9 protein-coding genes and 1 tRNA gene are annotated in these 12,600 nt (G+C 61.8%); 2 read left to right on the top strand and 8 right to left on the bottom strand.

Features of this window, described 5'->3' with window-relative positions; genetic code table 11:
• The first annotated feature begins 38 nt into the window (after positions 1-38).
• Together FHT98_RS15460 and FHT98_RS15455 are read left to right on the top strand one after the other, a co-directional pair.
• Positions 39-115: transfer RNA gene (locus FHT98_RS15460), tRNA-Arg, on the top strand.
• A 300-nt stretch (positions 116-415) separates the two neighbouring features.
• Positions 416-973 carry a hypothetical protein gene (locus tag FHT98_RS15455; RefSeq protein ID WP_142114558.1) on the top strand — a complete coding sequence of 186 codons (558 nt, stop codon included), beginning with the start codon at positions 416-418 and terminating at the stop codon, positions 971-973.
• Positions 974-1,072: 99 nt separating this feature from the next.
• Here the strand turns inward: FHT98_RS15455 and FHT98_RS15450 are convergent, their stop codons facing one another.
• The 8 genes from FHT98_RS15450 to FHT98_RS15415 form a co-directional block, all read right to left on the bottom strand.
• Positions 1,073-1,828: a restriction endonuclease gene (locus tag FHT98_RS15450; protein ID WP_142114557.1), complete on the bottom strand. Its 756-nt coding sequence runs from the start codon at positions 1,826-1,828 to the stop codon at positions 1,073-1,075.
• Between the two features lie 26 nt (positions 1,829-1,854).
• Complete coding sequence (locus FHT98_RS15445; protein ID WP_142114556.1) at positions 1,855-3,684, bottom strand: response regulator receiver domain; 1,830 nt, start codon at positions 3,682-3,684, stop codon at positions 1,855-1,857.
• Positions 3,674-6,661 carry an ATP-binding protein gene (locus FHT98_RS15440; protein WP_142114555.1) on the bottom strand — a complete coding sequence of 996 codons (2,988 nt, stop codon included), beginning with the start codon at positions 6,659-6,661 and terminating at the stop codon, positions 3,674-3,676. The genes FHT98_RS15445 and FHT98_RS15440 overlap by 11 nt, the downstream gene beginning before the upstream one ends.
• Complete coding sequence (locus FHT98_RS15435) at positions 6,658-7,761, bottom strand: DNA cytosine methyltransferase (protein ID WP_142114554.1); 1,104 nt, start codon at positions 7,759-7,761, stop codon at positions 6,658-6,660. Before FHT98_RS15435 ends, FHT98_RS15440 begins: the two co-directional genes overlap by 4 nt.
• Before the next feature lie 347 nt (positions 7,762-8,108).
• The gene (locus FHT98_RS15430; RefSeq protein ID WP_142115780.1) at positions 8,109-8,585 is read right to left on the bottom strand and encodes a very short patch repair endonuclease; all 477 of its coding nucleotides are present in this window, start codon (positions 8,583-8,585) and stop codon (positions 8,109-8,111) included.
• Positions 8,586-9,209: 624 nt separating this feature from the next.
• On the bottom strand, positions 9,210-11,576 hold the full coding sequence (locus FHT98_RS15425) for an AAA family ATPase (RefSeq protein ID WP_142114553.1): 2,367 nt from the start codon (positions 11,574-11,576) through the stop codon (positions 9,210-9,212).
• Positions 11,573-12,031, bottom strand: coding sequence for a hypothetical protein (locus FHT98_RS15420; RefSeq protein WP_142114552.1), 459 nt, complete (start codon positions 12,029-12,031; stop codon positions 11,573-11,575). The genes FHT98_RS15425 and FHT98_RS15420 overlap by 4 nt, the downstream gene beginning before the upstream one ends.
• Positions 12,032-12,189: 158 nt before the next feature.
• Positions 12,190-12,444, bottom strand: coding sequence for a helix-turn-helix domain-containing protein (locus FHT98_RS15415; RefSeq protein WP_142114551.1), 255 nt, complete (start codon positions 12,442-12,444; stop codon positions 12,190-12,192).
• Positions 12,445-12,600 lie beyond the last annotated feature (156 nt).

The following is a 12,600-nucleotide window of genomic DNA, read 5'->3' as shown; positions in this document are numbered from 1 at the left end:
CGAAGCGGTGGGGATCGGCTATCCAGCCTGCACGGTTAGCGCCCGTAGCTCAGCTGGATAGAGCGTTGCCCTCCGAAGGCAAAGGTCACACGTTCGAATCGTGTCGGGCGCGCCACTTAAGATGTTGATTGTATAGGCCTTTTAACGAAACTGTTCACAAGGCTGAGCTCTTTCCCACAAATTCTTCCCACACTGAGCGCATGCGGGGTCGTATCCGACCGCATGCCTAGACTCGCGCCCGCCCCCCTGCGGACGGTCGATTGCCAGCCGGCGCGCAGGCGCAGACGCTCACACCAAACGGGTCATTTTTCCAGATTTCGGACAGCGGTGCGCTGGCGCCTCTGCCGTAGTAGAAGATGCCATGGCGAGACTGACCTATCAGCCCCATGGCGGAGCGCTTCAGGGAAGCCCCTTCGTGAACGTCGCGCCGAAGCTACGTTGCGTCGCGACAGCCCGCGCTACAGGCCAGCGCTGCAAGGCCATCCGGGTGCGCGGCCATAGCTGCTGCCGAATGCATGGCGGGGGCGCGGCCGCCGTCAAGCGCTATCGCGAGGAACTGCATGCCATTTGCACGCATAAGCGCCGGGGCAAGGTGAGAGCCGGGCGGCTCGAATGGCTTGTTCAACGCCTGGCCAAGACGGATCGTAACCGGCCAAGGGCCTACAACGCCGGCCATGAGCGGGCCTATGCGGCAGAGGCCGAACGGCTTATGGGGGAAGTATCACAGAAGGGCGCGACGGCGCTGGCCCGCGCGGTCCATGCGACGGCGGTAGTGGCGCGCCCCTATTGTCCGGTCGATTGCCTCTTAGCATCAGCACGGCTGGCGCTGGGATGGATTGAAACGCGCAGCGATATCGAGCGTGTCATGCTGGTGCAGGAATTTGTTGCCGCGCTAGGAGCCAATGCCGTGGAGCGCGAGCGGGCTAGGGCGATGCTGGCACCAGTCTTGGGCTGGCGGGGCTGCAATTTCTAGGCGCTATAGGTCAGCTTGGCGCCAACTGCTGACTTTGGAAAGCTGCCGGGAAGCCTGGCTGTGTCATGAAAACTGGCTGCAGAACGATCTTATGCCAAGCTAGCACGGTCTCCGATCCACGGTCAGATACTGGTCGATGCCCCAAACGCCGTGCAGCTCGGCCGACCTGTTCCCTTCGTTGTCCGTCTCTATCGAGGCGATCCAAAACCAAGGTGGCCGGCAACTACATTGGTGACCGATATCGTTATCGTCATCCTCTGGCAGCGACAGGATTTCCTCGCAAGTCGTGCATTGGACGTGGAAGCGGCCGCATCGATCGCATTTGCCGACGTGGTGGACGAACGACAGCCTCCGCGGCCCACCTGATATCCTCGCGTCGAGTGGCAATCCCGTCATGTAGATTTCGGGATAGCCAGTCCAGAATATTCGGCCATGGTGGCAGCGCGAGTTCATGCACTTAGGCCACGTCGCGGGATCGAAGTCCCCGAGATGATCGAGCGGTACGAGCGCGATCGTGACGGCGTCCTGAGCCCTACGCTCCGCCGTCGGCGTGTGGCCGGTCGGGCAAACCAAGTAACCGTGGGTCGCTCCGACGTCCTCCATTAATCCTAGGAACGCCTCGACGTCGGTAACATCGATCTTCCGCGTCCGCCGCTTCGCGTCCACGATGATGCGGCGCGTATTGTCGGTCTCGTGGCGGGCATCGATCAGCACGTCGATCTGACGCTTCACGCCGCTTTTCACCCCGAGAACCTTGGCGTTCGGGGTGACGCAGAGGTCGGTCCGGAGCGTATCCGACATCAGCCGAGCGACCATACGCTCGTAGACTTCCCAGTTAGGCCTCGCCTGCGGCATCTAGAGATCCCCCCGAACGCACCCCGCTATGCATTCGCCTCCACGGGCTTGTCGGCGACCTTGTCGGCGACCGGAGCCTCTTTCTTCGGCTTGGGTGTTGCGTCCTTCGGCTTTGGTATCGACTGGAAGTCCAGTCCGATGCGGGTCATCGAAACCCCAAGTCGCTGCACGAGATTGAGTGCGTACTCGTATCGAAGTTGGCTAATCACCTTTGCCGACTGAGGTATGGCAACGAGAGCGGCATCCTTTGCACCCATCGTGACGAGGTTGAATTCGAACGTGTCCTCTTTGAACACTCCGTTGCCCTCGGCGAACAACAGGGTCCACTGAGGGGCAGAGGAATCGTCGTTGGGGTCATTGAAGGAGAAGGCTTCGAGCTTCGCATCCATCTCAACGAAAAGCACACGCGTGCTGTTCGCCGTCTGCACCGCCGACTTCAGGCTGAGTGGTTGGAGACGAATGGCCGCAAAGGGCATACAGCCTGGATAGCTGGACTTTCGGAACGATGAGAGCTGCGAAGGCACCATATCGCACGCTGACGAGGCGCAGACCCAGTGGACACCACCACTCAAGAATATGTGGCCGGTCGTCAGATGCCAGCCTTCCATCTTCTTCGTGCTGACCACCGAATTGTGCTGCCCCGTAGCCTCGATGCGTTCTTCCTCTCTGGAGAGATCAACATTGAAGTGCGTTTTGCAGACCGCGTTCGTATCGCCTTGCTTTTTCTCGAATGCGATCAGTCGCTTGGCAAATTCAACGACATCCTCGGTGATCGGTCCCATGAAGCTTTCGGTCAAGCGTCCAATCGTCTGCTCTATCTGGCGTCGGGTATCGACCTTATCGGCGCTGAGCATGCGCTGATACCATCCCGCCAGCGCGTGCTTATTGCCGAGAACGCCCGCCTGCTCGGCGGTGCCTCGCTCGTCAATCTCGTATCGCAGTCGCGCTAGACATAGCCGCGACGGATCAGGCCGCCAGTTGGCAAGTGCTTCGGTCAATTCGTTGATCGGCGGATCATGCTCGACCTTGCTCGCGAACGCGATGAAGACCGATCTGCTTCGGACCCATTTCACGTCGCCGTCCGACCAGTCGATCTCGGGAAGGTTCGCCTCGGGCGGGTATTTCATCAGCCTCTTGGCGGCTGCGCTTACCGCGTACTTGAAGATGAGCCTAAGGTCCTCGCGCTGCCACCCGATCGAAGCGCAGAGTTGCTGGAACGACTTGAAGGGCTCGTTCCCCTTCACGGCACTTCGGCACGCCTTCTCCAGTTTCAGCCGCCGGACCTCCAGATACTGGGCGGTCGAGAAACTCTCGAAGAACCGCGCCGCGAATTCCGGATCTGCGTCGGTTTGCTGCGCGATGAGCTCTTCCGCCTTGTCGGTCTCATCCTCCGTGAGAGCGATATCGTCGGGCGCCAGCATGCCGAGTAACACTTGCTCGAAGACGTATCTCAGATCCTCGCTCGTGTGGACGACCACTAGGTTGAAATGCGGATTGGTCATGAGCTTGCGGATGATCTTGACGGCGATCGTGCCGTCACGTTCCTTGGCCTTGTCCAACTGGAAGTCGAGGACGAGAAGATCCGATTGGTGCAGGTGCGTCGCGCTGTCGATCTCGTCGGTAACGTCGACGTTCTTCCCGTCATGGATGTCGACGAGAAGGTTACGATCCTTACCCCGTAGGCTCGCGATGACCTTTCGGACCCGATCCTTGTGCTTGCGCCAGTCCTTCCCCGGCACTTCTTCCTCGGAAAGCATGTCCTCGAAAGTTGGATAGTCGTCGTCGATGATCAGCACCGACCTGATCGGCTTGATGAACGCCTCGTTGATGAACGACTCGTAGCTCTCATTCGCCATTCTGCAGCGCCCCTTTGAACGTAATGGCGAAGTTGGCCCCCGACAGCGGCATTCCCTCCGGCGAAGCGACATACCGGATACGATGGCCGCCAGCGGCGAGGTTCGCCTTGCAGAGGTAGAGGCCGACGCCTCGCCCTCCGACCGACTTGCGAGTGAAGAAGAGCGTGAACAGACTCTCCTGATCCTCTGGCGGCACGCCCGGACCGTTGTCGGAAACGACGACGTCACCCCCAACTATGTCGAGTATGATCCGCCGATCCTCCGCAGGACGGCTCCCGAGCCAGTAGATCGAGTTATTCACGAGGTTGATGAACACCGGCATGAGCCGAGACGGCTGGTCGAAGGTCCGCATCTCGGAGAAGGCGGTGGTGGCCTCCAGGTTTACGCCGCCGCGAGCCAATTGGAGCTTGAAGAACTTCGCGAGGTACTCGTGTATCTCAGCTCCTGCGATCCACCGCTGCAGCCTCATGCCCGCCAAGCGGAGGGGCGTCAGGAAACGGAGCTGGTCGGTCAGCCCCTCGTAGCCGAAGGCGATATCCCGAACCGCCCGGGTCTCGGCGACCTCCGGTGGAAGGGCGCGGATGCCCCCGCCGATCATCTCCTCGTAATCCTGCATCTCGTGGCCGGCGATCTCGACGGCGATCCCGAGTTGCGCGAGCGAGTTCAGACGGTCGAGTTCGGTCCGGAGCTCGCGGTTCTCGTCCGACCCAAACGACGCGAGATGCTCCAGATCGATGCTCTCACTCAGATTCTCTAGCGCGGCGACGTAAGGCTCGAAAACCTGGGAATTCTCGTCGACGTGCCTTTCCTTCAACTCGTCGAGTTCGCGCCGAGCGGTCGGATAGTCGATCTCCCCTCGATCAAAGCGAGCGATTACCGGGGTACTCGCGGCTGCGTACTCCTTATTGCGCTCCGAGTAGAGCTTGGAAAGTCGGTCGAATTCGGATTTCTGCAGAGCGTCAATCTTCCGCTTCCAGCCTTGGATGCGTCCTCTGATCTGCGCGCCGTGGCGCTCCGCCTGTTGCAGCAGCAGCGCGCGCGGATCTTTTGGATTGAGCCGTTCGACCTCTCGTTCGAGCGATGTCGCCACATCGGTCAATGCCGCCTGAACGGCTTGCATGTCGTCGCGATAGGCGATGTATCGCTCCGCCAAGTTGCCCGAGAGGTCTCGCGGTTTCGCGGGAAGCTTCAAGTCGGCGGCGCGGTCGCGAAAGCTTTCCAGCGCCTTCTGGGCTTCGAGGACGTCGTCCTCGTCGGAAATCGCCATTCGCACGACGAAATTGTCGAGTTCCCTCCGAAGGGCAGGTACTGCTACGCCCTGCTCTTTAAGCATCGTTCGGAACTTGCGCCCGTGCCGGACTTGGAGCTTCTTTCGCTCTTCGGCCGCCTTCTTCCCCTTATTGCCCGCTCTAATTTCCGGCAGGTTTTCTTGCCTAATGGACGAGTCCGACCCGAAATAGCGGCGGGCGGTGGCCTGGAGAATATGGGATACGACCTGCTTGAGAGACTTGGCCGCGCGATTGTCGAGCAGCCCCTCTCGCCCTGCCTTGTCCTTCAGGTTTGGGTTTCCGTCGCGAGTGATCGCAATGCGCCCGAACATCTGACGGTGGTTCCAGAACTCGCGGCCGGCATGCTTGCTGCGGCGGTACTCGATCTCGAAGAAGTCGTTATCGGTTCGACCATACGGTAGGACCCGTAGACCGTCCCTGAAGATCATGAAGCCGGAATAGCGTTCCGCCAGTTCCTCGTATCGCGTGAACTCGGCCGGGGGGAGAGTGGTGTTCAAACGCGCAAATTCCATCGCCGCGATGTAGACGTGAAAAACACCCAGTTCCGAATCCGGCCGGCGAGAGAGGCGCACATCCAGCGGCGGCTCAATCGTGACGATGCCGTCCTGCCAAACACCGAATGCCTTGATCCTCCCTCTGAACACGCCGTTCGCATCGACAGCCCCATCGATGATGTGCTCCATGCCGTCGAGCATCCGACGATCGAATTGCTTGTCTAACCCGACTACCTGGCTAGGTTTGTCACCGATCCAGGACCTGACTTGGTACGTGAAATCGGGGCGCTTCGCGATTGTCGAGGCGTTGGCCGGGTCGACGAACGGATCGACAAAGCTCGACAGCGTCTCGAAGAACTTATCCCGCGCCGCTTTCGCGGTTGCGTCGCCATCAGGCTTATGAATCTGGACGATCAGGTCGTAATTGATATCGCCGACCAGCATCGCGGTGCCATGAACCGAGGCGCCTTCGGCCACGGTCCACGTCGACAGATGGCGACTGGAAAACGCCGGGGTTTTCAGGGCGTCGAGGATGGCCAAGGACGGACGCTGTCCGGGCGTCTCACCTCGTTCGCGGGCCTGCGCCTCATGCAGCTCATCCATCGCCGACCAGGCAGCTTTCACGCGCTGCCCGCGCGCGGCGTCCTTGCCTTCCCCGGTGACGTTCGAACGCAACGCCTCAATCATGCCCGGCAGGATCGGCCAGAGCTCGCTCAGATCCCCGAGTTCGAGATGAGGTACCGCGATGTCCGAGAAATTCAGGAAAGGGTTTTCGAACAGCCGCCAATCGAGAATAGCCGCGAGGAACGGAGAGCTGCGGCGTTTCGTAACCAGCAGCAGCAAGGGGCCGAGATTCGCGCAGGACAACCTACCGATGCCTTTCTGGCCCAGCTTAGGTCGAACTGGAAGGCCGTCCCGATCCTCGACCGGAACGGGCGTCCCAGATATCTTGGACTCGGTGCCAATAACCAGCCACTTCTCGATGAACTCGGTCTTGCTCATGCCGTGGCCGTCATCGAGCAGCGCGGCAACCGGAGAGGCGCCGTCATAGATCTCCAGCGAGACCGAGCGCGCGTAGGCGTCGAACGAGTTCTTCCATAGCTCGGAGATCGCGGTGGGCGTGTCCGCGATTTGCTCGCGGCCAAGATGATCGACGGTCCGTGCCCGCGCCTGGAAGCTTGCAGTTTCGATCATGCCGATATCAAGGCTTCTTGGTCGCGCGCGGGGTGCCGATCAGCCCCCTTTTCGAGCAACTTGGTCAAGTGCCGGATCAACGTCTCGCCGAGCTTTACCGGCACCGCGTTGCCGATCTGCGCACCCGCCGCCATGAGACCGCCTTTGAAGACGTAATCGTCAGGAAAGGTTTGGATACGCGCTGCCTGTCGCGCGGTGATGCCATGCGAGAGTGTGGGATGCACAAACCGACCCTTCGAGGGGTTAATACATGCCGTCGTCATCGTCGGCGCGGGATGGGCCGGATCGATGCGACCGTACACGTCGCTATGCCCGTCATGCTCGCGATGGCAGTCCAGCAGCCTTCCCGAGTCGGCTCTGCTTCCGCCATTCTTAGGCGTCCTTTCGAAGGCGGCCACCAGATCGGCACTGTGGTTCATGTGGACGTCGTTTTGATCGTTTTCCAGCGCCGGGCCGAATACATCCTTGCAGGCGACCCAAAGCGGCAGGGTTGTGTCGGCGTCCGCGTCGTCGGGAGAGCGATGCGTTCGCGCCGGCGGCCAAGCAAAGCCAGTCCGGTCGATTTCGGCATCGAGCCCCAGAATGAAGACGCGCTTTCTGCGCTGCGGGATGCCGAAGTCGCGCGCGTCGATGATGATCGGGTCGTAGAGGTAGTATCCGGCCTCACGAGCATGCGCGCGGATAGCTGTGACGTGTTCGGCGTGGCGCGGCCAGAGCATGCCGGGAACGTTCTCCATTAGGAACGCCCTCGGTCGCAGGCGATGAACGAAAGAGAAGTAGACGTTCACCAACCCGTTGCGCTCGTCGCCGACGCCGGAATTGTTCAACCTGTGCGTGGAGAAGCCTTGGCACGGCGGTCCCCCGAGCAGGAGGTCGCAACGCTCGCCATCCGGCAGCGCCTTTAACATCACGTCGGCCGGGGAAAGCGTGGTGATGTCGTCTTCTAGGAGGATCGTCCCGCTGTCGTCCCGACAAAGGTTGTCTCGGTAGGTTGACGCGGCATGGCGATCACGTTCGACCGCCAGTCGGACTTTGAGGCCCGCCCGGCGCGCCGCCAGCGAAAAACCGCCCGCTCCCGCAAACAAATCGATGCAGTTCAAGTCACGACACTCACGTCATTTGCCCAAATCAGGGCATTCGGCTGCTGATGTCGCGCATTGTCAGTTTTGATTCGGCAAGAAACAGTTGACTTGCCCACCGCCTGATTGAGGCGTTGGGCGACCTCTGACTTGGCTCTGCGGTGGTGTTTGCCCAACCACGGACGCGGCATGTACTGCCAAGCATCGCCTGTCTGCTCGCGATCGCATTTGAAGCCCCCCGGCCGCATGTCACGCCCACCGCGACAAACTTTGTCAGACTGCGCATCCATTCGTCTACGCGGGTAGGCCATTCCGTTCACAGCCCCGTTGTAGGTTGCAACGAACGCATTACGCAACTGGACGAAGGTTCAGGGTGGCGACTCACGTCCATGCGCGCATTCGCGGAAGTCCATCTCGCTCGCCCTGACGGGGAGCCGACGGAGCGCTTTTGCGAGCGACAGCCGGAGTACCTCTGGATCTCGGGTTCTGCATTGCCAAACGACAGTGACCCGGAACCCGCGCTTGCGAAGATCCCGGATTACGCGGGCGTCGCGCCGTCGATTGGACGCAAACTTGGCGGCCCAGAAGACAAAGTTCGCCTTCGGAATGGCAGCGCGGCGGCAGTTCGTATGGTGGTGCCAAAAGCATCCATTCACAAATACAGCCCACTTACCGCTCTTGTTCGCAAAATCCGGCGAGCCTGGCAACGAGCGCACGTTCCGGCGATATGACAACCCCATAGAGCGCAAACATAACGCAACATCCTGTTCGGCGGACGTACCCGACGTGCGGACGCGCCCCATCCATTCGCTGCGCCTCGGGTCAGTTGGCTTTTCCGCCTTCATCTCTGCGAGTATGGCTAAGGCTCTATTGGGCGCAAAGGGCATTTCGCGGGTTTTCGGGCACGAACCAGCGCGCAAGCGGACATTCCGACGTCAGAAACAGGCTATCTCCCCCTTATGCGCAAGACTGGATCAATATAGCTCACGGCGTCTCAGGCGCCGCGCCGCACAAGGCAACCGGCCCCCTTTTTTGTTTCGTTCTGCTTCTGCATGCGGCCCAGGCGACCTAAGCGTTGTGGATTCGGGTGGCTGTCGCCTGGCAGGCGGTCGCTGAGCCTCGTAGGCGCGGCTCGGTGCATCCCCCATCCCCTTGAGAGGGGAAGCCGCTGGTGCCCTTTCATCCTGAAGGGTGCGGCGTTCAATCCACGCTCCGGCAACGGCTTTGGAGGCCCGCGCGCGTCCTCCAAAACAACGTGGTGATGGCGGTGACTCGGTGATGTGCTCGACCTCGCAGCACATCACCACCACCGTTGTCACCACCATCCCCTTTAGGGGATGGTGTTTCGGTGACGGTGATGGGGTGATGGCTAAACCTACGTGCGGAGCGTGCTGCGCGCTATCGCGGTGATAGCGGTGACGCCCTCAAAAATGGGGGGTGCGGAGTGCATCGATACGGGCATTCCTTACTTATGCCACCTCCGGCCGCACGAGGCGGTATTCATCATGCCTGTGTGACCCATTCTTCCGGCCGCGCTCGTCCCAGCGCTGAACGATCACGGTCTCAGACACGATCCACTCGCGATCCGACAGCTCCGTGAGCAGCAACCGGGCTTCTCTCTCGGAAATGTTCAGGCTTCCGGCAATGGCCGTTGAAGCCCGAACCCAGCCATCTCCGTCCGGCTTACCTGCTTCTCGCAGTTTCATGCCGGTGGCCTGCACTGCCTGCAGCGCGGTATATGCCGCCTGCGCATCGCGCTGGCTGGCGAACGGCGAAACCAATGTGCCGGGGCATAGGACGGGATAGTCGCGCGTCCTTTGGGTGCCGGGGGCATCCCGCGGATCACGCACTGCCACGGGCACCGGCAGACGGGCCAGATAGATGGACGAAGGCTGCGGCGCGTCATTCCGCTTCTCGCAACTCAGCTTCAGGATGGTTTCCTCGGTATAGCGCCGCTGATCCTCCGCCGAAGCCAGTGTAAGCGCGGTGATGCAGCGGGCTGCCCCGCGCAAGGCGCTGCTGCCGCGCGCATCCGCTGCCGATGGCTGCCGGCCGGGAGGGGCCTTGCGTGTGTGGTGCACCACCTCCACTGCGCAATGGCCTGCCTTTGCAAGCGTGCTCATGAAGTCCATAGCCGCCTGCATATCTGTTGCGGAGTTCTCCTCAAGCCCGCTCAGCACCGCAGCCAGCGTGTCGAAGACGACTAGCGCCAGCGGATGACCGCGCCGCAATTCGGCCAGCCTTTCGACCAGCAGCGTTGCTGCCTGCGTCGTAGCAGGCCCCGCGCGATTATCCGCTTTCGCCAGCAGCTTGACCGGCTCTGGGTAGACGATGACAGGATGCTTCCGGTCAGAAGGCATCAGCCCGAAGTGGGCCTCCGCGGCATCGAGCATCGCCAGCGCGGTGTCAGGGCTTGTCTCGTTCAGCACCAGCACGACCGCGCCGGCCCAGTCCATAATCTGCGAGCCGATTAATTCCGGCCTCTCGTGGGCAATCGCCAATGCTGTTGCGATGACGCGCGTGGTCTTGCCGACACCTGGGTCGGATACGAGCATGCCGGTGACGCCGCGCACGTGCCAGTCCGTAATCTCGGGTGGCACCTGCGGAAGCCCTGTCGGCATGGCAAGGTCTACGAGCCTGCGTTGCCGGGCCTTAGCTGAGATCTGGCCCGGTTCGGTACGGGCATCACCGAGCGCCCGCATCGCTTCGGCGAACCGGGCCTTCCAGTTCAGATGGTCGTCGTCCTCCGCAACAGTCTCATGGCCGAAGGCGCCCGGTATCAGCCGATCATCTACCGTCAGCCCGATAGCACGCAGACCGTCATCCCCGCCCAGCCCGGCGCGCGCCCAATTGAGAAGGTCAGGATAGCTCTGCACCAAGGTGTCGCGCTTCGCCCAAAGCTGCTCAAACACCTTCCTGTCCTTGACCGGGTCGTGGCGCGGATACTTCGCGTAGAACCCCATTGCAACGTCGCAGGCCTCGTCTTCTGGCCAGTCGCGCACGGTCCCAATAATGGTGGCCATATAGCCGAACGCCTTGTTGTAGTCGGTCTCATCGTTCGGCAGATGTTGCAAGATCAGGCGCACCGCCTCGGGCCTCCCGGCGTGCTTCTGCCCGGCTGGCGCTACGATTCTCGCGCCGTTCGCAGCGGGGCGCGGAGGCGCGTCGGCACGCTTTTCCGCTTCCTTGAGCGGACCACACAGGGCCATCAGCGCGTCGTACTGGGCCACGGTAAGCAATGGGAGGTGGGCGCAGGCGGGCATGCTCAGCATGGTCTCGCATGCCCCGGTCGCGGTATCGATGCGATACCAGGTCCGCCATTCGCCGTTGGGGTGCTGGCCGAGCACTGCCAGTTGCGAGCGGGCGAAGCCGAACTGGCATCGGCCGCGATCGGGCGGCTTGGCCGAGGACTCCTTTGGGGTGCGCAAAGGCAGCGCAAAGCGGGGGAGCTTGCCCGCCCGGCGGATGTATATGCTCGTGAAGCCTTGCTCCCGGCACCAGCGCACGATCTCGCCCAGCAGCGCGTCGCTGGCCCTCTGATCGTCCTCGTCTGCATCGACGTAGCCAAGCGCAAATGAGCCATCGTTGGCATTGCGCGCGACCAGCCCGACGCTATCGCGCTTGCGGTCGTGCGCAACCGCCTGTTCTGGAGAAAGGACCGTGTCAGGCCAACCTCTGAGAGCCGGCGCCTTGCCGGAGCCATTGAGATAAGCGCCGGGGTTCACGGGATCGGGCTTCGGCTTCTGAACCGGCGTGATGAAGTCGCCGTAGCCCAGCGCCACGGCATGCGCCATGTAACTGCCGGGCTTGGCCGGCGGGATCGCGGGCTTTGTCACGGCTGGTCTCCCCTGTTAAGGGGCAGAGAAACCAGGCGCGGGAGCTCTCCGCCGATGCCCCGTGCGAGCAGGATCTGCTGCACGCCATGACCGGCATGCTCCGCCAGACAAATGACAATTCCGGTCCGCTCATCGGGGCGAGCGTCGGCGATGCGCCAGCCGTGGATGACACAGTGGGCTGCTAGCAGGGCGAGAGCAAATTCTTCGGCTTCGCTCGTAGCTCCCCTCAGTGCGCGCCGTAGTTCGTGCTCGAATGCGAGCACCATCTGCGGAATGCCGATACGGTCTGCACGCTTCACATGGGTGCGCAGAGCGCGTGCCGAGCGCTTGCAGAGCACGATTGGGCTGGCACCCGAGATGCAGCCCAAAACCGCAATTTCTCTGGGCGCAAGGCGCGCCAGCTCAATCATGCGGACGGCCTGCGCTCCGGCTTGGCGCGTGAGTTTCATGGACATGGAGCTTTCTCCCTGTTGCGGGGGAAAGCCGCTGGCCGCCATGGATCATGGACAGGGCGTGACAGGCATGGGTGCCCGGTCTAAAGTCCCGGGTAATTCATACGCCTATGCCTATCGCGCCGCTGGTTCCGTGCCCCGGAGCCGGCGGCGTTGCCTGTTCAGACGAGATCGAAGCTGGCTTCGGCGGGAATGCCGCGACGCCGCTCTGACGATGGCACGTAGGCCGGAGCCTCCTCCAGCAACTGAACGATGCTGGCCACCGCAACGAGCGTTCGGCCGCCCGCAATGACGCCGTTGAGTTCGCGGCGACGCATCATGTCATAGATGCTGCCGCGCGAGCGGCGCAGGATTTCGGCGGCTTCGCGTACGTTGACGAATTCCGCTTCACGCCAAGAGCGTTGGGTATGAGCCATAACACGGTCTCTTCTAGGCAGCGCGGGGGAGACCCCGACTGCTTGCAGAAACCCGAAAATCCCGCTGCGGCTCTCGGCGTCCGCGCTGCCATCGGCGAACCGATGCTATGGCGTCTGGGGCCTCGGCTTGGCCTCCCATGGCGCTTTCAGATACCG

This window comes from Allobosea sp. AK1 (assembly GCF_006714945.1).
In the GTDB taxonomy this organism is placed as follows: Bacteria; Pseudomonadota; Alphaproteobacteria; order Rhizobiales; family Beijerinckiaceae; genus Allobosea; species Allobosea robiniae.
The sequence above is the reverse complement of the archived record's forward strand: the minus strand, read 5'-3'. Positions and strand labels throughout refer to the sequence as shown.